Genomic DNA, 23476 nt, shown 5'->3' on the forward strand with positions numbered 1-23476 from the left:
TGCCTGATGGTGAGAAAACCGTCTGAATCAGATGTTCAGGCGGTTTTTTCACGGCGGCCCGATGCCGTCTGAAATATGGATGCGGGTATCTGCAATTTTCAGACGGCATTTTCAAGCCGCACATATTATGCGGCAATAAAGGAGGACAGGGGATGAACAGCCTGATGACATTGATTTCGGTTTTGATACCGATGTTTGCCGGATTTTTTATCCGTGTTCCCAAGCCTTACCTGCCCGCTTTGGATAAGGTGCTATCGGTCTTGGTGTATGCTGTGCTGCTGCTGATCGGCGTATCGTTGTCGCGCGTGGAGGATTTGGGTTCGCGGTTGGACGATATGGCGTTGACGGTTCTGTGGCTGTTTGTTTGTACGGTCGGGGCGAACCTGCTTGTCTTGGCAGTTTTAGGAAAGTTATTCCCGTGGCGGATAAAGGGGAAAGGGAAGGGCGTTTCGGTCGGCGTGTCGGGCAGTGTGGGGCAGCTCGGATGCGTGCTGCTCGGATTCTCATTCGGCAAACTGATGCGCGATATTTGGATGCCGTCTGAAAACGCGGGTATGTACTGTCTGATGCTGCTGGTGTTCCTCATCGGCGTACAGCTCAAAAGCAGCGGCGTATCGTTGCGGCAGGTTTTGGTCAACCGCAGGGGTATTCGGTTGTCGGTCTGGTTTATGCTTTCATCTCTTTCAGGCGGGCTGCTGTTTGCCGCATCGGCAGACGGTGTGTCGTGGGTGAAAGGTTTGGCGATGGCTTCCGGCTTCGGTTGGTATTCCCTCTCGGGTTTGGTGATGACCGAGGCTTACGGCGCGGTATGGGGCAGTATCGCGCTTTTGAACGATTTGGCACGAGAACTGTTCGCGCTGGCATTTATTCCGCTGCTGATGAAGCGTTTTCCCGATGCGGCAGTGGGGGTCGGCGGCGCGACCAGTATGGATTTCACATTGCCCGTGATTCGGGGTGCGGGCGGCTTGGAAGCCGTACCGGTAGCGGTCAGCTTCGGCGTGGTGGTCAATATCGCCGCTCCGTTTCTGATGGTGGTGTTTTCCGCTTTGGGCTGAACGCGGTAAAATCGGCATCCCGATGCAAGGAGGCAGAAAACGATGAAACCGAAAATCCAAAGGCACGGAGAGATTTTAAGCCTTGTCCGCCGGCATCAGTTTATGTCGGTGGACGAGCTTGCCGCCGCATTGGACGTTACCCCGCAGACGATACGCCGCGACATCCGCGAATTGGAGGATGCCGGCAGCCTGAAACGCCACCACGGCGGCGCATCCTCGGGCGGAAACTTGCCGGAGGGGCTGCCTGCCAGCCGCCAAATTCAATGTCAAAACGAAAAAAACGCCATTGCCCGGCTGATTGCGGAACATATTCCCGACGAGTCATCGCTGTTTGTCAGTATCGGCACGACGATGGAAGCCGTGGCATCGGAGCTGGTGAGACGGCGCGGCAGCCTGCGGATTATTACCAACAATATCCACGTCGCCTCCATCGTTTCGGCGCGGACGGATTACACGGTCATCATCACTTCCGGAGTCGTCCGCCCTTTGGACGGCGGCATTACCGGCGTGGCAACCGTCGATTTTATCAACCAGTTCAAAGTCGATTATGCCGTGATGAGTACGCACGGCGTGGAGAGCGACGGTTCGCTTTTGGATTACGATTACAAGGAAGTCAGCGTCATGCAGGCGATGATAGCCAACGCGCGCGTCCGCTTCCTCGGCGTGGATCACAGCAAATTCCGCAGCAACGCGCTGGTCAGGCTCGGCGACATTACGGCATTTGACAAAGTATTTACCGACCGGCTGCCCTATACCGCGATGCAGAAGATGCTGAAAGAGGCGGGGGTGGAATGCCTGATTGCCGATGCCGTCTGAACGCTATGTCAAAGCGCGCAAGTCGGGTACAATAAACACATTCTCAAACCGCTTCAGACGGCATACGGAATCATTCCAATGCCGTCTGAAGCCATCCGTTCAAAGAAAACTATGCTCAATAAAGACCAATTCGCGGACAACCATTTCATCCGCACCATCATCGAAGAAGACCTCAAAAGCGGCAAACATACAGCCGTCCAAACCCGTTTCCCGCCCGAACCCAACGGCTACCTGCACATCGGACACGCCAAATCCATCTGCCTGAACTTTGGTTTGGCGTATATTTACGACGGCTTGTGCAATCTGCGTTTCGACGACACCAACCCTGAAAAAGAAAACGACGAATACGTCAACGCCATCAAAGAAGACGTTGAATGGCTCGGTTTCCATTGGGCGGGCGAGCCTCGTTTCGCTTCCAACTATTTCGACCAGCTTTACGACTACGCCGTCGGTTTGATTAAAGACGGCAAGGCGTATGTCGATGATTTGACCCCTGAAGAAATGCGCGAATACCGCGGTACGCTGACCGAAGCGGGCAAAAACAGCCCTTACCGCGACCGCAGTATCGAAGAAAACCTCGACCTGTTCACACGCATGAAAAACGGAGAGTTCCCCGACGGCAGCAAAACCCTGCGCCTGAAAATCGACATGGCTTCGGGCAACATCAATATGCGCGATCCGGTCATCTACCGTATCCGCCGCGCCCATCACCACAACACCGGCGACAAATGGTGCATCTATCCGATGTACGACTACACGCATTGCATTTCCGATGCCATCGAAGGCATCACGCATTCCTTGTGTACGCTCGAATTTGAAGCACACCGTCCGTTGTACGACTGGGTGTTGGACAACATTCCCGCGCCGCACGCCACCCGTCCACGCCAATACGAATTTTCCCGTTTGGAGCTTTTGTATTCCATCACATCCAAACGCAAGCTGAACCAACTGGTTTCAGACGGCCACGTTACCGGCTGGGATGATCCGCGTATGCCGACCATTTCCGGTATGCGCCGCCGCGGCTACACGCCCGAAGGCCTGCGCCTGTTTGCCAAACGCGCCGGTATTTCCAAATCTGAAAACATCGTCGACATGAGCGTGTTGGAAGGCGCGATTCGTGAAGAGTTAGAAAACTCCGCCCCGCGCCTGATGGCGGTTTTGAACCCGCTCAAAGTAACCCTGACTAACTTTGAAGCCGGTAAAACCCAAAGCCGCCATGCCGCGTTCCATCCGAACCACGAGGAAATGGGCGATCGCGAAATTCCCGTGTCCCAAACCATCTACATCGAAGCCGACGACTTTGCCGAAAATCCGCCCAAAGGCTTCAAACGCCTGATTCCCGGCGGCGAAGTACGCTTGCGCCACGGCTATGTCATCAAGTGCGATGAAGTCGTCAAAGACGAAGCAGGCAATGTGGTTGAACTCAAATGCAGCATCGACCACGACACCTTGGGCAAAAATCCTGAAGGCAGAAAAGTCAAAGGCGTGATTCACTGGGTTTCCGCCGAACATGCCGCCGAAATCAAAGTCCGCCTGTACGACCGCCTCTTTACCGTCGAGCGTCCCGATGCCGTGCGCGGCGAAGACGGCGAATACCTGCCGTTTACCGATTTCCTTAATCCTGAATCCATCAAGGAAATCACTGCCTACGCCGAACCTGCCGCAAAAGATTTGCCTGCCGAAAGCCGCTGGCAGTTCGAGCGCATCGGCTATTTTGTTACCGACCGCAAAGACCACAGCAAAGACACGCCGGTGTTTAACCGCACGGTAACGCTGAAAGATTCTTGGCAGCCTAAGTAAAACCTCATCCTTGCCGTCTGAATATTGTTCGGACGGCATTTCTCCTTTATCCGCGAAACGCGGCACATTCGGCACACCGGAAAGGAAATATGATGAAAGTCCTCTTTATCGCCGACCCGATGGCAAGTTTCAAAACCTATAAAGACACCACCTACGCGATGATGCGCGAAATGGCAAAACGCGGCTGGCGGCTGTTTCATACATTGAGCGGGGAATTGTCTGTAAACGGCGGTTTGGTAACGGCGCAGGCATCGGCATTTGAATTTTCGGGTGCAAAAAACGATGATGATCATGCGTGGTTCAAATCCGCAGACAAAGTTCAGACGGCATTGAAAGCATTTGATGCCGTGATTATGCGTACCGATCCGCCGTTCGATATGCAATACCTCTACGCCACCCAATTACTGACGCTGGCGGAGCAGCAGGGCGCGAAAGTGTTCAACAGCGGACAGGCGATGCGCGACTTCAATGAAAAACTGGCGATTTTGAATTTCAGCCGGTTTACCGCGCCCACGCTGGTAACGACCCGTTCCGCCGATGTCCGCGCATTTTTGAAAGAACACGGCGACATCATCGTCAAACCGCTCGACGGTATGGGCGGTATGGGCATCTTCCGCCTGACCGAAAAAGACCCTAACATTGGCAGCATCCTCGAAACCCTGATGCGGCTTGATTCCCGCACCATTATGGCGCAACGCTACATTCCCGAAATCGTACACGGCGACAAACGCATCCTGATTATCGGTGGAGAAGTCGTCCCCTATGCTTTGGCGCGTATTCCTCAAAACGGCGAAACACGCGGCAATCTGGCGGCAGGCGGGCGCGGCGTGGCGCAGGAATTGGGCGGACGCGACCGCGAAATCGCCGAAACGCTCGCCCCCGAACTCAAACGGCGAGGCATCCTGTTGGCCGGTTTGGACGTTATCGGCAGCAACCTGACCGAAGTCAACGTGACCAGCCCGACCGGATTCCAAGAAATTATGAAACAAAAAGGTTTCGATGTGGCGGCAATGTTTGCCAATGCCGTTGCCGCGTGGTCGGTACGTTAAACCGATGCCGTCTGAAAGGCTTTTGCTTCACAACCGCCTGGTTTGATCGGGCAGGCAGGGTTTTCCCTCAGCCGGCAGGGATGCGCTTAATGCCGTACGGACACCCCGCCGCCCCGTTTTCAGACGGCATATATTGAGGACATTTTGAAAGGATACCGATGGAACCTTCTTCTTACGCGGCAGAAAAAAAAGGCAAAGGCGGCATCAGGCGCATCATCAACGCGTTCGGCTATTCGATAGACGGCATTGCCGCCGCCTACCGTTACGAAGCGGCATTCCGTCAGGTTTTGTGGCTGAACGCGCTGTTGGTGTGCGCGGCATTTTTTTGGGTTTCCGAAACCGCCGTCCGCCTGCCGTTGATTATCGCGTCTTTTGTATCGGTCATTGTCGAACTGTTCAACACCGCCGTCGAAGCCGCCGTCGATCATACTTCGACCGAAAAACACGAGCTGGCCAAACGCGCCAAAGATGCAGGTTCTGCCGCACAATTGTTCGCGATGCTGATGTTGGCGGCGGTTTGGCTGTCCGCCCTGTTCGGGTAAAACGCTTGCAGCAGGATTTGTAATCCTTTAGGATTAGTATGTAGTATTTATTATTCGCTTAATCTATATCAAATTTCCGAACGGTATTTGTTTGTAAGATGAGCGCATCCTCGTTTGACATTTAAGGAGTAGAAAGATGAAAAAACTATTGGCAGCCGTGATGATGGCAGGTTTGGCAGGCGCGGTTTCCGCCGCCGGAATCCACGTTGAGGACGGCTGGGCGCGCACCACCGTCGAAGGTATGAAAATGGGCGGCGCGTTCATGAAAATCCACAACGACGAAGCCAAACAAGACTTTTTGCTCGGCGGAAGCAGCCCCGTTGCCGACCGCGTCGAAGTGCATACCCATATCAACGACAACGGCGTGATGCGTATGCGCGAAGTCGAAGGCGGCGTGCCTTTGGAGGCGAAATCCGTTACCGAACTCAAACCCGGCAGCTATCATGTCATGTTTATGGGTTTGAAAAAACAATTGAAAGAGGGCGACAAGATTCCCGTTACCCTGAAATTTAAAAACGCCAAAGCGCAAACCGTCCAACTGGAAGTCAAAACCGCGCCGATGCCGGCAATGGACCACGGTCATCACCACGGCGAAGCGCATCAGCACTAATCTGCTGAAAATATTTGAAATGCCGTCTGAAAAAGCCCGGGCTTTCAGATGGCATTTTTATGCCTGCCTTTAAAATGTGTTAAAATCTGCCTTTAAAAACCGCCGTTTCCAAGCCATCCTGCGTATGAATACGACATCAAACCCATCCAATATCATCGTCGGGCTCTCCGGCGGTGTCGATTCTTCCGTAACCGCCGCCCTGCTCAAGCAGCAGGGTTATCAAGTGCGCGGTGTGTTCATGCAAAACTGGGAGGACGACGACAACGACGAATATTGCAGCATCAAACAGGATTCGTTTGATGCCATCGCCGTTGCCGATATTGTCGGCATTGACATCGACATCGTTAATTTCGCCGCGCAATATAAAGACAAAGTCTTTGCTTATTTTCTTCAGGAATACAGTGCGGGGCGCACGCCGAATCCGGATGTGTTGTGCAACGCCGAAATCAAATTCAAATGCTTTTTGGACTACGCCGTAGGGCAGGGCGCGGATACCATCGCCACCGGCCACTATGCGCGCAAAGAAGTCCGCAACGGCGTGCATTACCTGCTCAAAGGTTTGGATCGAAACAAAGACCAAAGCTATTTCCTCTACCGTCTCAAGCCTTTCCAACTCGAACGCGCGATTTTTCCGTTGGGCGGTTTGGAAAAACCCGAAGTCCGCCGCCTTGCCGCCGAGTTCAAACTGCCGACCGCCGCCAAAAAAGACAGCACGGGCATCTGCTTCATCGGCGAACGCCCGTTTCGCGAGTTTCTGCAAAAATACCTGCCGACCAACAACGGCAAAATGGTTACGCCCGAAGGGAAAACCGCCGGCGAACACGTTGGGCTGATGTTCTACACGCTCGGACAGCGCAAAGGTTTGGGCATCGGCGGCGCGGGCGAGCCGTGGTTTGTTGCGGCTAAAGATTTGACGAAAAACGAACTCATCGTCGTACAAGGCCATGACCATCCGCTGCTCTATACCCGCAGCCTTGTGATGAACGATTTGAGTTTCACGCTGCCCGAGCGTCCGAAAGAAGGGCACTACACCTGCAAAACGCGTTACCGTATGGCGGACGCGCCTTGCGAATTGCGCTATTTGGATGATGAAACCGCCGAGCTGGTGTTTGACGAACCGCAATGGGCGGTTACGCCGGGTCAGTCTGCCGTGCTGTACGACGGCGACATCTGTTTGGGTGGCGGCATCATCCAATCGACCGACAAGCCCGTCATCATCACACGATAAAGGTAATGCCGTCTGAAACGGTTTTCAGACGGCATTGTTCCGCTCAATTCCACTTTAAAGACCGATACCTATGAAAAAAATTTGGTTAGACAGCTACGAGAAGGGCGTCAGTGCCGAAATCGATATCACGCAATACAATTCCATCAGCGATGTATTCCGCCAAAGCGTGGAAAAATTTGCCAGGCTGCCCGCTTTTCAAAATATGGGCAAAACGCTGACTTATGCCGAAACCGGCAAACTAGCGACTGATTTCGCCTCTTATCTGCAAAACGTCCTCAAGCTGCCGCGCGGCGAACGTGTTGCCATTATGATGCCGAACGTATTGCAATACCCGATAGCCCTTTTCGGCATTTTGCAGGCAGGTTTGGTGGCGGTGAACACCAATCCGCTCTATACGCCGCGCGAGCTGGAGCATCAGCTGAAAGACAGCGGCGCGACCGCCATCATCGTTTTGGAAAATTTCGCCAACACGCTGGAGCTGGTGCTGCCGCGCACGCAGATCAAACATGTCATCGTCGCCTCCGTCGGCGAAATGTTCGGGCTGCTTAAAGGTTCGCTGATCAATTTCATCATCCGAAAAATCAAGAAAATGGTTCCCGAATACCGTATTCGGGAAACCATTTCCTTTCAGACGGCATTGAAAGAGGGGGCGAAGCACGTTTTCCAACCTGTCGCATTAAACCGCGAAGATACCGCGCTGTTGCAATACACGGGCGGCACGACAGGTGTTGCCAAAGGGGCGGTGCTGAGCCACGGCAACATCTGCGCCAACATGCTTCAGGCAAAAGAATGGATTAAAAACCAGTTGCGCGAGGGCAAAGAAACCGTTATCGCCGCCTTGCCGCTGTACCATATTTTTGCCTTAACCGTGAATCTGATGATTTTTGCCAATGCCGGCTCGAAAATTGTCCTGATTACCAACCCGCGCGATATGAAAGGCTTTATCGGCGAACTGAAAAAACAGCGGGTTAACGTATTTATCGGCGTAAACACGCTGTTTAACGCGATGGTCAACCGGCCCGATTTTGCCGAAGTCGATTTTTCAGAATTGCGGCTGACTTTGGGCGGCGGTATGGCGACCCAAAAAGCCGTTGCCGAAAAATGGAAAAAAATTACCGGTACGCCTATTGTCGAAGCCTACGGTCTGACCGAAGCCAGCCCAGGCGTGTGCTGCAACCCCTTAAACATCGAATCATACAGCGGCAGCATCGGTTTGCCCGTCTCGTCCACCGAAGTCGAACTGCGCGACGCAAACGGCAAAGAAGTCCCCGTTGGGCAGCCGGGCGAATTGTGGGTAAAAGGCCCTCAAGTGATGCAAGGCTACTGGAACCGTCCCGAAGAAACCGCTAAAGCCATAGACGCGCGCGGCTTTTTGGAAACCGGCGATATTGCCGTCATGGACGAAAAAGGCTGGTTGAAGCTGGTCGATCGCAAAAAAGACCTCATTGTTGTTTCCGGATTCAATGTTTATCCGAACGAAATCGAGGAAGTCATCGCGCATCACGGCAAAGTGATGGAAGTCGCCTGTATCGGCGTTCCCGACGAAAAAACCGGCGAGGCACTCAAAGTATTCGTCGTCAAAAAAGACCCGTCATTGACCAAAGAAGAACTTATCGCCTTTTGCCGCACCGAATTAACCGCATATAAAGTACCGAAAAATATCGAATTCCGCGACGAGTTGCCCAAGTCCAACGTCGGCAAAATCCTGCGCCGCGAGTTGCGCCAAAGTACCGGGAAATAAAGAAAAGATGCCGTCTGAAAACAGCCGTCCACCGTTCAGACGGCATCCGTCCGTTTGCCAGAACCGCGCGCTTCAAGTTAAAATCGCACATTCCAATATGGGTGTTCCATCATGACCAAATTCATTTTTGTAACCGGCGGCGTTGTCTCCTCACTGGGTAAAGGTATCGCCGCCGCTTCTATTGCCGCCATCCTCGAATCGCGCGGCTTGAACGTTACCATGCTCAAGCTTGATCCTTATATCAACGTCGATCCCGGCACGATGAGCCCGTTCCAACACGGCGAAGTGTTCGTAACCGACGACGGCGCGGAAACCGACCTCGACTTGGGACACTACGAACGTTTCATCGATTCCACGATGACCCGCCGCAACAGCTTCAGCACGGGGCAGGTGTACGAAAACGTCATCGCCAAAGAACGACGGGGCGACTATCTCGGCGGTACGGTTCAAGTCATCCCGCACATTACCGACGAAATCAAACGCCGCATCCATGAAGGCGCGGCAGGTTACGATGTGGCGATTGTCGAAATCGGCGGCACGGTCGGCGACATCGAATCGCTGCCGTTTTTGGAAGCCATCCGCCAGATGCGCAGCCAGTTGGGACGCAGCAACACCCTGTTCGCCCACTTGAGCTACGTCCCCTACATCGCCGCCGCAGGCGAAATCAAAACCAAGCCGACCCAGCACACCGTTAAAGAAATGTTGAGCATCGGTTTGCAACCCGACATCCTGATTTGCCGCATGGACAGGAAAATGCCTGCGGACGAACGCCGCAAAATCGCCTTGTTCTGCAACGTGGAAGAACGCGCGATTGTCGGCAGCTACGATGTGGACAGCATCTACGAATGCCCCGAAATGCTGCACGACCAAGGCATCGACAACATCATTACCGAGCAGTTGCAGCTTAACGTGCAACAGGCGGATTTGACCGCGTGGAAAAAAATCGTCCACGCCGTCAAAAACCCGAAACACACCGTCAAAATCGCGATGGTCGGCAAATACGTTGATTTGACCGAGTCCTACAAATCATTGATTGAAGCCTTGAAACACGCGGGCATTCACACCGAAACCGACGTACAAATTACCTTTGTCGACAGCGAAAGCATCGAGAAAAACAACGGCGACGTTTCTATGCTCAAAGATATGGATGCCATCCTCGTTCCCGGCGGTTTCGGTTCGCGCGGAGTGGAAGGCAAAATCGCCGCCGTGCGCTACGCCCGCGAAAACAACGTGCCATATTTGGGCATCTGCCTCGGTATGCAGATTGCGCTGATCGAATACGCCCGCGACGTGGCAGGCTTGAAAGGCGCGAACTCCACCGAGTTTGACCTCAAATGCGCCGCCCCCGTCGTTGCCCTGATTGACGAATGGCAAACTGCCGACGGCAGCGTCGAAACCCGCGATGAATCCGCCGATTTGGGCGGCACGATGCGTTTGGGCGCGCAAGAAGTCGAATTGAAAGCAGGCAGCCTCGCCGCCAAAATCTACGGCAGCGAACACATCCGCGAACGCCACCGCCACCGCTACGAAGTCAACAACAACTACGTTCCTACGCTGGAAAAAGCAGGCTTGGTCATCGGCGGCGTATCTGCCGGACGCGAACGCTTGGTCGAAACCATCGAGCTGCCGAACCACCCTTGGTTCTTCGCCTGCCAGTTCCATCCTGAATTCACTTCCAACCCGCGCAAAGGGCATCCCTTGTTCACCGCGTTTGTCAAAGCCGCGTTGAACAATAAAAAAGCCTGATAAAGCGTTATTTGATGATCAAAATGCCGTCTGAAAGCCTGACAAAGACTTTCAGACGGCATTTTCGCAAATCGTAGCTTATAAAAGCCATCAATTTAATTTTTATGGTTTTATCTAATATTTACCAACTGAATATTGTTAAGCGGGGCGCGAAACTCAAGATTATTGTTTTTATAGTCGTGCAAGTCCGGTTTTGACAGGAAATAGCTTTAAAAATCAGTTTTGCTTAGTTTGATGGGGATGATGGTTTTGAGTTGATATATTTAGAATATCAAAATTTAATTGTAAAAATAAGGAGTTCAGATGAAGGTTTATTATGCTCATTCCGCCCAAGGCCAATTCTGCAACCTTTTGCCTTACGAACGCTGGCAAACCCTTCAATCCCACGCCCAAAATGTCGGCAATTCGGCTGCAAATTTTGCCCAAGTTTTCGGCGCGCAAGACATTGCTTATTACACCGGGCAACTACACGATTTAGGAAAATACTCGCTTGAATTTCAGGCTAGATTAAATGGTGGGAGTAGGCCTGTCGACCATTCTACTGCCGGGGCAAAAATCGCTTTTGAGTGTTGGGGCAGCATTGCTATCGGCAAGCTCATGGCGTTTTGCATTGCGGGGCACCATGCCGGTTTGGCGAACGGTGCGGGCGAGGGTGATAACCGCAACACCTTGAAACAACGTTTGGCGTTGCAATTCGGTAAAGATATTCCGGAACTCGATAGCGTATGGCTGCAAGAAATCAAGCTACCCAAAACTTTGCCTGTGCCGCCGCTCAAAGCCGACGTGCATCATCCTTATTTCTCCTACGCCTTCTTCACCCGAATGCTCTATTCCTGCCAGGTGGATGCCGATTATCTCGACACCGAAGCCTTTTACTTGAATTTAGAAAACAAAATTGCCGAACGCGGCGGTTATCCCGATTTAAACGCCTTGCAACAGCATTTCAATCAATTCATCAACGCTTTCAGACGACGTATCGCCCAAGCTCCAGCGCAAACCGAAGCCGAACAACGTAATGCCGCCTTAAACCGTCTGCGCAGTGAAATTCTCGATCATGCCGTAAAACAAGCGGCACAACCGCAAGGGCTGTTCACGTTCACCGTGCCGACCGGCGGCGGAAAAACTTTCACTTCCATGGCGTTCGCGCTGGAACACGCCAAACGGCACGGAATGCGGCGCGTGATTTACGTCATCCCCTTCACCGGCATCATCGAACAAAATGCCGCCGAATTTCGCAAAGCCTTCGGCGAATTGGGCGAACAAGCTGTGCTGGAACACCACAGCACCTTCGACGACGGCAAACTGCAAAATGAGGCCACCAAAGACAAGTTGCGCCTTGCCTCGGAGAACTGGGACGCGCCGATTGTCGTAACCACCGCCGTGCAATTCTTCGAATCCCTCTTTGCCGACCGCTCCTCTCGCTGCCGCAAGCTGCACAACATCGCAGGCTCCGTCATCATTCTCGACGAAGCGCAAATGCTGCCGCTTAATCTGTTGCTGCCTATCATGCAAGTCATCAAAGAATTGGCGCAAAACTATCATTGCTCTGTCGTCATGTGCACCGCCACCCAACCGGCCGTGCAAGCCGAAAACGGTTTCTATCGCGGATTTGAAAACGTGCGCGAAATAGCTCCAAAACCGACCGCACTTTTCGACAAACTGTGCCGCACCACCGTGCAACACATCGGCACACAAACCGACGCCGACCTGCTCGCCAAACTTGCCGAACACCCGCAAATGCTCGTCATCGTCAATAACCGCCGCCACGCCCGCAGCCTGTACGACCAAGCCAAACACCTTGACGGTACGTTCCACCTGACCACCTTAATGTGCGCCAAACACCGCAGCCAAAAGCTCGATGAGATTCGAGGCCGTCTGAAAAAGGGTGAACCTTGCCGCGTTATCGCCACCTCCTTAATTGAAGCCGGCGTTGATGTGGATTTCCCGCTGGTGATGCGCGCTGAAGCAGGTTTAGACAGCGTTGCGCAAGCTGCCGGACGCTGCAACCGCGAAGGCAAAAGGCCGTCTGAAAACAGCTTTGTCTGGATATTCGCGCCTGAAGATAAATGGAAAGCCCCGCCTGAACTTGCCGCCCAAGCTGCCGTTATGCGCCTGACCGCCGACAGCTTTTCAGACGACCTTTTATCCACCCAAGCCGTCGCCGCCTATTTCAAAGACCTTTACGACTTAAAAGGCAAAGAACTGGATAACAAACAAATCCTGCAAATGCACCGCAACGCTGGACAAAGCCTCGATTTCCCATTCCAAACCATTGCCGATAAGTTTCGCATGATCGAAAGCCATTTGCAGCCGCTGATTATTCCGTTAGATGTTGAGGCTGAAAACCTCATTAGCAGCCTGCACCACGCCGACCACATTGGTGGACTCTTACGCAAACTGCAACCCTACACCGTCCAAATCCCCGAAAAAGCCCTCGCCGCTTTGTATAAAGCAGGGCGTATCGAACCGATTAACGAGAAAAACTTCGGCAAACAGTTTTATACTCTGATTGGATTGGATTTGTATGATGAAGTGGCGGGGTTGAGTTGGGAGGATATGGAATTTTTGAAGGGGGAGAGTTTGGTATTATAATGTTACCCCTTTATAAGATTTGAAGGAGCTTACCTTTATGAAAAACTTAATATACCTAAGAGGATTAAAATGGAAATAATAAAAGATATTATTGATTGGTTCAAGTGGTTCAATTCGTTGGGATGGCTAGCTAATATAATTACTATAGGCATTCCAACATATGGAATAATTTTACTTTTACTGAAGAAGCCAAACAAATGGATATTAAAAAAATTTAGAAAAGCTAAACTATCCATGCAATATCACACTATATTTGAGTTTATTCAGAGACAAGGTTTAGAAAATAAGTCGTATATTAGCACTAAAGAACTAAATATATTAATACTTGATGATGAGCCACAAAATTATCCAATTGAATATCTTAGAAATTGCAAATATAAAATTAACCATAGAGGAGAAATATCACTCTCAAATATAGATGAAATTTTAGATTTTGATTTAATTATTTTAGATATTACGGGGATTGTTAAAGAGGATAAGCATAAAGGAGGATTTGAACTATTAAAAAGGCTCAGAAAGGAAAAACCTTTAGGTCAAGCGATAATTGCAGCTTCGTCTAAAAGATTTGATTTAAGCGTTGCTGATTTTTATGAAATGGCTGATGTGAAAATTAAAACGCCTATTGAGGGGATAGAAATGGAAGAGGTTCTTGAGCAAGCTATGAAATTGAAATTTAATGTACTAGAGCTTGCTAAAAAATTAGATCATACTATAGGGCTTGTCCAAAATATACCCCTAAGAGATACTATTATGAATGAATCTATTTTATATTTGGATAATAAGGGTGATTATAATTTTTTATCTAAAAAATTAGAGAGTGTTTTTCAAGAAAAACAAAAGAGAGAATTTATGGATGGCATTAAATCTCTTGGTGAGCAAATAAATCATGATTGAAATAGTAAGGTTGTATTTAAAAAATAATTTGCAGTTAAAACAAGTTCCCTTGGCTGTTAATAGAAAAATTATTAATGGTGAAGTTTTAAGAAATCCTGTCTGTTTAAAATGTATGGAAAAATCTTGTGTTAAACAAAATACGACAGGAGAGTTTGTTTGCGACGATAAAATATCATCTTATCATGTTAAACTACATGATCTTGAGATTAGCACATTTGGTCATTTAGGTGATTTGTCTAAACTAAAACAGGGTCATTATGCATATAAATCTTCTAGTAAGATGAAATATAATCAATTTGAGAAAATTATAAATGATCAATTGAAACCTTTAATTTCATCATGTGAAGCTTTTGAAACTAGCACTAGGACAGAAGTTCTCAATTCATTTCATGATGCTAGCAAATGGGCTAGACAGATGTCTATTAATGCTGAGAACCTTTTAAGAAAAAGTGAGGGAGATTCAATTGCTGAGAAATTTAGAAATTCTTCTTCAGATCTAAAATCAATATACAAATGTTCTACATTGTTAAATGATGCATTACAAGCATATGAAATATTTATTAATCCAAGGAATGTAGATTACGGACCGAAACGTGATACTCAAATTTATCAATTATTTGATAAATTTCAGGCTATATTATTTAACTCAGAAGGAAAAGCAAATAACAAATCTTTTAAATTGGAAGGAGAGTCATACGTTAAAATACCTACATATCAATCATTTACTACAATTCCTCTGAGCTTGTTGCATAATGCTCTAAAATATACTTTTGGCAATGCAAAAATAATAATTAAATTTCAGGAAATTCCAGGTGATAAATTAATTATTAAAGTTATTTCTGAAGGGCCTCATATTGATGATAGTGAAAAAAATAAGATATTCGATAAAAATTTTAGAGGAAAACATGCATCAAAATTACATCATGATGGGTTAGGGATTGGTTTATATGTAGCAAGTATCGTGGCTAAAAAGCATAATTCAACTATTAGCGTTATTAGTGAACCTCTCCAGTATGAAAGAGAAGGAATTCTAATTGCTATGAATACGTTCACATTAACCATGAACATAAAGTAAAAGAAGATTAGTCAGCTAATCCGCCCCTTCTGTATGAAGGGGCGTGTGTACAAAAAGGAGAACCAAATGAACCAAATCCGCCTACACATTTGGGGCGATTATGCCTGTTTTACCCGTCCGGAGATGAAGGTGGAGCGGGTGTCTTATGATGTCATCACGCCGTCGGCGGCGCGCGGAATTTTGGCGGCGGTGCATTGGAAACCGGCGATTCGGTGGGTAATTGACCGGATTTATGTGTTGAAGCCGATTCGGTTTGAGTCGGTGCGGCGCAATGAGTTGGGCGGCAAGATTTCGGCGGGCAAGGTCAGCGGCGCGATGAAGCGTAAGAGCGTTGCCGATTTATATACGCTGATTGAAGACGACCGCCAGCAGCGCGCGGCGACGGTGCTTAAAGACGTGGCTTATGTGATTGAAGCTCATGCGGTGCTGACGGCAAAAGCGGGGGCGGATGAGACTGTTACCAAGCATATTGAGATGTTCAAACGCCGTGCGAAAAAGGGGCAATGCTTTCAGCAGCCTTGTTTGGGCGTGCGTGAATTCCCTGCCGATTTTGCGTTGATTGACGAAGACGAGCCGCTGCCGCTGTCGGCGTTATCGGAAAGCGAGTCAAGCCGCGATTTGGGCTGGATGCTGCACGATATTGATTTTGACCACGGCAACACGCCGCATTTTTTCCGCGCGCAAATGAAAGACGGCGTGATTGATGTACCGCCGTTTTATGCCGAGGAGGTAAAAGCATGATTCTTGCGTCCCTTGCCTGCTATTACCGCCGTTTGGCAGCGGAAAATGATGACATGGGCAACCCGAAAGTGCCGCCTTATGGTTTTAGCGAGGAAAAAATCGGCTGGATTTTGGTGTTGGATAAAGAAGGCCGTCTGAAAACCGTGGTGCCGAATCTGACCGCCGATAAAAAGCCGCAGCCGAAGCTGATGAGCGTGCCTCAATCCTTCAAACGCCCAGGTACTACACCCAAGCCATTTTTTCTGTGGGATAAAACTTCTTATGCGCTTGGCGTGGAAGCCAATAAAAACAAAGCCGAAGCCAAAGAAAAACCGTTTACGTCGTCTGAAAAAACCTTTGACGCCTTTAAGCAATACCATCTCAATTTACTGCAAAACAGCGACGATGAAGGCTTGCAAGCCTTGTGTCATTTTCTGCAAAACTGGCAGCCTGCACATTTTGCTGCCGAAAATCTGCCTGCCGAAATGCTAGATGCCAATATCGCATTTTCTCTTGAAAAACCGACCGCACTTATCCATAAACGCGAAGCCGCGCAAACTTTGTGGGCAGGCTGCCTGAAAAGCGACGAAGCGCTTGAAGGCTTATGCCTGATTAGCGGCGATAACGCCCCGATTGCACGGTTGCATCCGGCGATTAAAGGCGTGTTTGGTGGGCAAAGTTCCGGCGGCTCTATTGTGTCATTTAACAAAAGCAATCCAGCCTTTGCCTCGTTCGGCAAGGAGCAAGGCGCAAATGCGCCTGTTTCTGAACAAGCCGCCTTTGCCTACACCACCGCGCTGAACTATCTGTTGCGCCGCGAAAACAATCACTGCTTGACCATCGGCGACGCGAGCACGGTCTTTTGGGCGGAAGCGGACGATAGCGCGACGGCGCAGGCTGCCGAAGGCTTCTTCGCGCAAGTGTTCACGCCGCCGGATGACGAACAAGAAAGTGCCAAAATTTTCAACGTATTGGAACAAATCGGTAAAGGTCGCCCGCTGCAAGAAATTGCGCCCGAACTCTCTCCCAATACCCGTTTTTATATCTTAGGGCTTGCTCCCAATGCTGCGCGGATTTCAGTTCGGTTTTGGCTGGACACCACGTTTGGGCAGTTGGCGGAAAATTTGGCGCAGCATTGGCAAGATTTAGCCCTTGAGCCTTGCGCATGGAAAACGCCGCCGTCTATTTGGCGACTCTTATTGCAAACTGCCGTGTTGGGCAAAAGCGAAAACATCTCGCCCGTATTGGCAGGCGAAATGACCCGCGCCGTGATTTGCGGCACGCCGTATCCCTTGAGTTTACTGTCGCAACTGATTACCCGAATCCGCGCCGACGGCGACGTGAACGGTCTGCGCGTGGCAATGATGAAAGCCGTATTACAGCGGCGTTTTAGAAAAGGTTTTATCGAAGAAGGAGTTCCTATGAGTTTGAACAATGAAAGCCCGAATCGCGCCTATCTTTTAGGGCGGCTGTTTGCCGTGTTGGAGCGCATTCAATATCAGGCGTTGGGCGAATTAAATGCCGGCATTGCCGATCGCTATTACGGCTCTGCATCCGCCGTGCCGTTTTCGGTTTTTCCGCGCCTTTTGTCGGGTGCAAAACACCATTTATCGCGCTTGCGTAAAGACAAAGCCGGCATGGCAGTGAATTTGGATAAAGATTTGGGCGAAATCATTGCCAAACTGCCCGAAACCTTTCCACGCCATTTGAGCATTGACGAGCAAGGCCGCTTCGCCATCGGCTATTACCACCAAAAACAAAGCTATTTTGCTAAAAAAGAAACCGCTGAAACTATTGAAAACTAAGGAGCCAGAAAATGTCTGCCATTCAAAACCGCTATGAATTTGTTTACTTTTTTGACGTCACCAACGGCAACCCCAACGGCGATCCCGATGCGGGCAATATGCCGCGTCTTGACCCCGAATCCAGCAAAGGCTTGGTAACCGATGTCTGCCTGAAGCGCAAAATCCGTAATTTTGTAGAAATCAGCAGCGAAAACGAAGCCGGTTACGAAATTTACGTCAAAGAAAAAAGCGTGTTAAACCTGCAAAACAAACGCGCTTATGAAGCACTTGGCATTGAATCTGAAGCCAAAAAATTGCCAAAAGATGAAGCCAAAGCCCGCGACATTACCGCTTGGATGTGTAAAAACTTCTTCGATATCCGCACCTTCGGCGCTGTGATGACCACCGAAGTCAACAGCGGACAAGTGCGCGGCCCGGTGCAACTGGCGTTCGCCCAATCCATCGACCCGATTGTGCCGCTGGAAGTTTCTATCACCCGCATGGCAGTCACCAACGAAAAAGACTTGGAAAAAGAACGCACCATGGGGCGTAAATACATTGTCCCTTATGCGCTCTACCGCGTGCACGGTTTTATCTCCGCCAACCTTGCCGCCAAAACCGGCTTTTCAGACGACGACTTAGCCAAACTCTGGCAAGCCCTGACGCTGATGTTTGAGCACGACCGCTCCGCCGCCCGTGGCGAAATGGCGGCACGCAAACTGATCGTTTTCAAACACGACAGTGCGCTCGGCAGCCAGCCTGCACATAAATTGTTTGATGCCGTGAAAGTCGAACGCGTAAACGGCGAATCAGGTACGCCTGCAAGCGGTTTTGGTGATTACAACATCAGCGTAGTTTCAGACGGCCTCAATGGCGTGAGTGTGGAAGAGTTGCTGTAAAAAAACGTTTGAAAAAATGACCGCACTTTTAACCGAAAGCCAAGGGAGAAGTCAGGACACGCGCCTGATTCCCCTTTCCGCCCTGCAACACTACGCCTTCTGTCCGCGCCAATGCGCCTTGATTCATAACGAGCAGGCGTGGGCGGAGAACTATCTGACCGCGCAAGGCAAGGCGCTGCATGAGCGGGTGGATTCGGGCGAACCGGAAACGCGCAAAGGCGTGCGCTTTGAGCGGACGGTACACGTTTCGGCGGAAAAACCGGGCATCATCGGTGTGTTGGATTTGGTGGAAGTGGACACGAAAACTGGTCGCCTGAAACCTGTGGAATACAAACGCGGCAAGCCCAAACCCGACCCAATGGACGAAATCCAGCTTTGCGCCCAAGGCTTGTGCTTGGAAGAAATGACCGGGCAAACCGTCTCTGAGGGCGCACTGTGGTATATGCAAACCCGCCACCGTGTCCCCATCATGTTTTCAGACGACCTGCGCGCCCAAACCCTCGCAACTATAGCCGCCGTCCGTGAACTTTTAAACAGCGGACAAACCCCGTCGCCCGACTACGGCAAACGCTGCAAAGCCTGCTCGCTGGTGGAGATTTGCCAGCCGGAGTTGCTGGGGAAACGGGATCGGAGTGTGGGGTATGTGGAGGGGTTGTTTGGGGAGTGAAATTTAATTATTTGGAGAATAAATGAAAAATTGTTTTTTGTGCGGACAGACTGATGTTGAAATGTCCTTAGAACATTCTATTCCTCAGTTTTTAGGTGGGAAGAAAAGTGATGATAAGTTTAAAAAGTTAAATTTATGTAAGTCGTGTAATAGCCAATTAGGTACCCACGTTGATGCAAGATTTGCTCGTTCTTTCATGAATTCAATAGAATTGACCGATTTTAATAATGATGTTTTCTTTGGAAAATTTACATCTATAGAGTTTGAGAACAATGATGAAATTCTTAATTTAATATCTGAAAATAGCTATGTAGAAATGATGAGTAATGATAAGGCTGTTGCGTTTTGGATTAAAGAAAATACACCAGAATTTCTTGGTCTGGTAGGAGGGCATCCTCCGTTAAGTAAAAGCAAAAATTCTCAATTATTCTTATTTATAACTAAAGGGGATATTAGTGAAATTGAACTAAAACAGCTATTGCACAGAGTTAGGAATAAGTTTAAAAAATACAAGAAATTAGATATTTTATTATGTTTAGATTTTTCTAATAATCAAAATATGACTGAAGATGAACTAAATTTATTTCGTAGTAGAATTAAAGAGGAATTTTATGTTGATGGTTTGAAATTCTATTGGGAGTTTGCTGAGAAAGAGTTAAAAATTAAAGATAGATTAAGACCTGATGGTAAAAAATTTAAATCAAGTATGTTATTTAATTTAAATGATGATATTAGATTTTTGTCTAAATTATTTTTAGGTATTTTGTGTGGGTATTTGGGAAATGAATTTACTAAATCACCTGTTGGAGAACAGTTAGTTGATATATTGAAAACATATTCGTCCAGAGAAGTGCTATCTAAAGAAATTATAAATAGATTTAAACATCCCTTTCACATAAAGGGTAGTGACATTTATTTATCGAAAGAAAATGCTATTACTATCTCTATATTTCAAATAGGGGATGATATTTTGGGTCTGCTAGGGATAAGAAAGAATGTATATGGTTTCAAAATATGTAAGCAGCAAGAATTGCATAAAGAAGAAAAAAGGGTTTTAAACATCAACTCTGATTTTTGTAAAGTTCCAGAGGGTATAGTGCTTATTTTAGAGCCAAATAGCGATAAATATATAGAATATGATGCTAACAATTTATTTTTAAATAATTATTTTGAAAGAACATTTCCAACTATGCCCGAAGAACAAAAATTAGAAATAATCAACTTATTGAAATATATGTAAAATCATTAAATTAGGTTATAGCGTTCCGCCTAACTCAACCTGTCAATGATTTTCAGGTAGCCTAACCATCGCCCCCAAAATTGCGGTCAATCCCCAAGGAGCTCCCCATGCGCAAACTGCAAAACACACTCTACATCAACACCCAAGGCAGTTATCTGCATAAGGAGCGGGAGACGCTGGTGGTGGAGCAGGAGCGTAAGAAGGTGGCGCAGCTGCCGGTGCATTCCATCGGGCATATTTTCTGTTTTGGCAATGTGTTGGTGTCGCCGTTTTTGTTGGGGTTTTGCGGCGAGAATAATGTGAATTTGGCGTTTTTTACCGAAAATGGGCGTTTCTTGGGGCGGCTTCAGGGGCGGCAGAGCGGCAATGTGCTGTTGCGATGGGCGCAGTATCGGGTGTCGGAGCAAAGTCCCATGCCGATTGCGCGCAATATCATTGCGGCAAAGATTCGGGCGAGCCGGAAACGCGCAAGGGCGTGCGCTTTGAGCGGACGGTACACGTTTCGGCGGAAAAACCGGGCATCATCGGCGTGTTGGATTTGGTGGAAGTGGACACGAAAACTGGTCGCCTGAAACCTGTGGAATACAAACGCGGCAAGCCCAAACCCGACCCAATGGACGAAATCCAGCTTTGCGCCCAAGGCTTGTGTTTGGAAGAAATGACGGGGCAAACCGTCTCTGAGGGCGCACTGTGGTATATGCAAACCCGCCGCCGTGTCCCTGTCGTGTTTTCAGACGGCCTGCGCGCCCAAACCCTCGCAACTATAGCCGCCGTCCGTGAACTTTTAAACAGCGGACAAACCCCGCCGCCCGACTACGGCAAACGCTGCAAATCCTGCTCTCTGGTGGAAATCTGTCAGCCGGAGTTGTTGGCGAAACGGGATGGGAGTGTGGGATATGTGGAAGCGTTGTTTATTGTGTAAGAAAAAACCGCAGGTATTTGAAACCTGCGGTTTTTTGGTTTACAGCTTGCTGTCTTCGCTGTCCAAGAAACTTCTCAAACGGTCGCTTCTTGTCGGATGCCGCAGCTTGCGGAGTGCTTTTGCCTCGATTTGTCGGATGCGTTCGCGCGTTACGTCAAACTGTCTGCCTACTTCTTCCAGCGTGTGGTCGGTGTTCATATCGATGCCGAAACGCATACGTAAGACTTTTGCCTCACGAGGTGTCAGGCTTTCGAGTATTTCTTTGGTTACTTCGTGCAGGCTGGTGTACATTGCCGCATCGGCCGGCGCAACATTGTTGGCATCTTCGATGAAGTCGCCCAAGTGCGAATCGTCGTCGTCGCCGATGGGGGTTTCCATCGAAATCGGCTCTTTGGCGATTTTCATGATTTTGCGGATTTTGTCTTCGGGCATCTGCATCAGTTCGGCAAGTTTGGCGGAATCGGGTTCTTCACCGGTTTCTTGAAGGTGCTGGCGCGAGATGCGGTTCATCTTGTTGATGGTTTCAATCATATGAACCGGAATGCGGATGGTACGCGCCTGATCGGCAATCGAGCGGGTGATTGCCTGACGGATCCACCAGGTTGCGTAGGTGGAGAACTTATAGCCCCGGCGGTATTCGAACTTGTCGACCGCCTTCATCAGGCCGATGTTGCCTTCTTGAATCAAATCAAGGAACTGCAAGCCCCGGTTAGTGTATTTTTTGGCAATGGAAATGACGAGGCGCAAGTTTGCCTGAATCATTTCCTGTTTGGCGGCTGCGGTTTCTTTTTCGCTTGACACCATATTTTTGTTGATTTCTTTCAACTCTTCGATGGAAATGCGGGTTTCTTTTTCCATATCTGCCAACTCGGTTTGTTTTTCGAGGATGGCGTGGCGGAAGCGGTCGAGTGCGTCGCTCCAGACCCTGCCTTTGGCGATTTCTTCTTCAATCCATTGCAGATTGGTGATTTCGGGCAGGAAGTTTTGGATGAAGTAGTCGCGTTCCATATGGACGCGGTCAAGGCAGATATCGCGGATTTCGCGTTCGAGTTTGCGGATGTTTTCTACTTTTCCGCGCAGGCTGCTGCTGAGGCTGTCGATTTGGCGGGTGGCGAAGCGGACTTCCAAAAGTTTGTTGGCGATGGCATCGCGGTAGGCGAGATAGTCTTTGTGCCGGCTGTGGTGTTTTTCCAAACGGCCGATCATTTTTTTGTAGTCTTTTTCGATTTGGGCAAAGTGACCGATGACTTTTTGTTTCAATTCGGCGAGATTGGCTGCCGAGATTTCATCCGCATCTTCTTCCGACTCTTCGTCATCTTCGTTTTCATCCGAATTGTCGTTGGAAGGTTTCTCGGGTGCTGTGGTTTCCAAGTGCCCCAAGCCCAATTCGTTGAGCAATACTTCATTCGGGTCGATAATGGCTTCTACGACTTCGTCGACGCGGATTTCGTCTTTGCGGATTTTTTCGATGAGTTCTAAGATTTCCGCAATGGATCCCGGGCAGGCGGAGATGGCCTGAACCATATTTTTTAGGGCGTTTTCGATTTTTTTGGCGATGATGATTTCGTCTTCGCGGGTCAGCAGGTCGACCTGTCCCATTTCGCGCATATACATGCGGACGGGGTCGGTGGTTCTGCCGAACTCGGAGTCGGCGCTGGAAAGGGCGGCCTCGGCTTCTTCGACGGCATCATCGTCGGTAACGGCGGCATTGTCGCTTAACAATATGTCTTCCGCATCGGGGGCGTGTTCGGTAACTTGGATGCCCAAACCGGAAATCATACTGACGATGTTGTCGATTTGATCGGCATCGGACATATCGTCGGGCAGTGCGTCGTTGATTTCGGAGTAGGTGATGTAGCCGCGTTCTTTGCCCATAATGATGAGTTGGCGCAGGCGCGCGCGTTGTTCCTCAATCGTCAGGGGGCGGGTATCGTCTTGGTATTCTTCGTGATTTTGGTTTTTGGACATTGTTTGCTTTCTGTTGGCAAGATGCCGACGGTTTGCGTTTGGACGCACCTGAAGGCGTGGCAGAGTAGGGTACTCTGATGCCGTCTGAAGGCTTGTTGGGATGGGTGTTCTGCAGGTGTCGTTGTTGC

The 23476-nt window shown here is 49.4% G+C and carries 19 protein-coding genes and 1 pseudogene; 19 read left to right on the top strand and 1 reads right to left on the bottom strand.

All coding sequences use genetic code 11. The annotated features are described in order from the left end of the window. The first annotated feature begins 152 nt into the window (after positions 1 to 152). From KEM39_RS00790 to cas4 (KEM39_RS00880), 19 genes and pseudogenes are all read left to right on the top strand, one after another. On the top strand, positions 153 to 1055 hold the full coding sequence (locus KEM39_RS00790; RefSeq protein ID WP_118997297.1) for a lysine exporter LysO family protein: 903 nt from the start codon (positions 153 to 155) through the stop codon (positions 1053 to 1055). A 42-nt stretch (positions 1056 to 1097) separates the two neighbouring features. Further along, entirely contained in the window at positions 1098 to 1871 is a 774-nt protein-coding gene (locus KEM39_RS00795) for a DeoR/GlpR family DNA-binding transcription regulator (protein WP_211709464.1), read from the top strand. A 111-nt stretch (positions 1872 to 1982) separates the two neighbouring features. Continuing rightward, the gene (locus KEM39_RS00800) at positions 1983 to 3671 is read left to right on the top strand and encodes a glutamine--tRNA ligase/YqeY domain fusion protein (protein WP_192886306.1); all 1689 of its coding nucleotides are present in this window, start codon (positions 1983 to 1985) and stop codon (positions 3669 to 3671) included. 92 nt (positions 3672 to 3763) lie between these two features. Then, positions 3764 to 4720, top strand: coding sequence for a glutathione synthase (gshB, locus tag KEM39_RS00805; RefSeq protein ID WP_192886305.1), 957 nt, complete (start codon positions 3764 to 3766; stop codon positions 4718 to 4720). 158 nt (positions 4721 to 4878) lie between these two features. After that, positions 4879 to 5262: a diacylglycerol kinase gene (locus KEM39_RS00810; protein WP_096100352.1), complete on the top strand. Its 384-nt coding sequence runs from the start codon at positions 4879 to 4881 to the stop codon at positions 5260 to 5262. Positions 5263 to 5398: 136 nt separating this feature from the next. Further along, positions 5399 to 5872, top strand: coding sequence for a copper chaperone PCu(A)C (locus tag KEM39_RS00815; RefSeq protein WP_003714216.1), 474 nt, complete (start codon positions 5399 to 5401; stop codon positions 5870 to 5872). A gap of 124 nt (positions 5873 to 5996) precedes the next feature. Next, a complete protein-coding gene (gene mnmA, locus KEM39_RS00820; RefSeq protein WP_118997324.1) occupies positions 5997 to 7100 on the top strand; it encodes a tRNA 2-thiouridine(34) synthase MnmA in 1104 nt (367 codons plus the stop codon). A 70-nt stretch (positions 7101 to 7170) separates the two neighbouring features. Then, positions 7171 to 8841: an AMP-binding protein gene (locus KEM39_RS00825; protein WP_118997293.1), complete on the top strand. Its 1671-nt coding sequence runs from the start codon at positions 7171 to 7173 to the stop codon at positions 8839 to 8841. Positions 8842 to 8952: 111 nt separating this feature from the next. After that, a complete protein-coding gene (locus KEM39_RS00830; protein WP_118997292.1) occupies positions 8953 to 10587 on the top strand; it encodes a CTP synthase in 1635 nt (544 codons plus the stop codon). A 303-nt stretch (positions 10588 to 10890) separates the two neighbouring features. Beyond that, a complete protein-coding gene (cas3, locus tag KEM39_RS00835; RefSeq protein ID WP_118997291.1) occupies positions 10891 to 13179 on the top strand; it encodes a CRISPR-associated helicase Cas3' in 2289 nt (762 codons plus the stop codon). Positions 13180 to 13248: 69 nt separating this feature from the next. Then, on the top strand, positions 13249 to 14073 hold the full coding sequence (locus tag KEM39_RS00840; RefSeq protein WP_003680673.1) for a hypothetical protein: 825 nt from the start codon (positions 13249 to 13251) through the stop codon (positions 14071 to 14073). Beyond that, positions 14066 to 15148 carry an ATP-binding protein gene (locus KEM39_RS00845; protein WP_118997290.1) on the top strand — a complete coding sequence of 361 codons (1083 nt, stop codon included), beginning with the start codon at positions 14066 to 14068 and terminating at the stop codon, positions 15146 to 15148. Before KEM39_RS00840 ends, KEM39_RS00845 begins: the two co-directional genes overlap by 8 nt. A gap of 66 nt (positions 15149 to 15214) precedes the next feature. Continuing rightward, on the top strand, positions 15215 to 15889 hold the full coding sequence (gene cas5c / locus KEM39_RS00850; protein ID WP_118997289.1) for a type I-C CRISPR-associated protein Cas5c: 675 nt from the start codon (positions 15215 to 15217) through the stop codon (positions 15887 to 15889). Further along, entirely contained in the window at positions 15886 to 17673 is a 1788-nt protein-coding gene (cas8c, locus tag KEM39_RS00855; protein WP_118997288.1) for a type I-C CRISPR-associated protein Cas8c/Csd1, read from the top strand. Before cas5c ends, cas8c begins: the two co-directional genes overlap by 4 nt. Positions 17674 to 17684: 11 nt before the next feature. Then, positions 17685 to 18551: a type I-C CRISPR-associated protein Cas7/Csd2 gene (gene cas7c, locus KEM39_RS00860; RefSeq protein WP_003777774.1), complete on the top strand. Its 867-nt coding sequence runs from the start codon at positions 17685 to 17687 to the stop codon at positions 18549 to 18551. A gap of 16 nt (positions 18552 to 18567) precedes the next feature. After that, the gene (gene cas4 / locus KEM39_RS00865; protein WP_118997287.1) at positions 18568 to 19218 is read left to right on the top strand and encodes a CRISPR-associated protein Cas4; all 651 of its coding nucleotides are present in this window, start codon (positions 18568 to 18570) and stop codon (positions 19216 to 19218) included. 22 nt (positions 19219 to 19240) lie between these two features. Next, a complete protein-coding gene (locus tag KEM39_RS00870) occupies positions 19241 to 20458 on the top strand; it encodes an HNH endonuclease (RefSeq protein WP_025457770.1) in 1218 nt (405 codons plus the stop codon). 107 nt (positions 20459 to 20565) lie between these two features. Beyond that, a pseudogene (cas1, locus tag KEM39_RS00875) lies at positions 20566 to 20922 on the top strand (CRISPR-associated endonuclease Cas1); the annotation flags it as partial. Continuing rightward, a complete protein-coding gene (gene cas4 / locus KEM39_RS00880; protein ID WP_211709465.1) occupies positions 20838 to 21380 on the top strand; it encodes a CRISPR-associated protein Cas4 in 543 nt (180 codons plus the stop codon). The pseudogene cas1 and the gene cas4 (KEM39_RS00880), both read left to right, overlap by 85 nt. Positions 21381 to 21419: 39 nt before the next feature. On the opposite strand, the gene rpoD is transcribed toward cas4 (KEM39_RS00880), so the two are convergent. Beyond that, a complete protein-coding gene (gene rpoD / locus KEM39_RS00885) occupies positions 21420 to 23348 on the bottom strand; it encodes an RNA polymerase sigma factor RpoD (RefSeq protein WP_211709466.1) in 1929 nt (642 codons plus the stop codon). Positions 23349 to 23476: the final 128 nt, after the last annotated feature.

The organism is Neisseria sp. Marseille-Q1983, assembly GCF_018224585.1.
GTDB classification, from domain to species: Bacteria; Pseudomonadota; Gammaproteobacteria; order Burkholderiales; family Neisseriaceae; genus Neisseria; species Neisseria polysaccharea.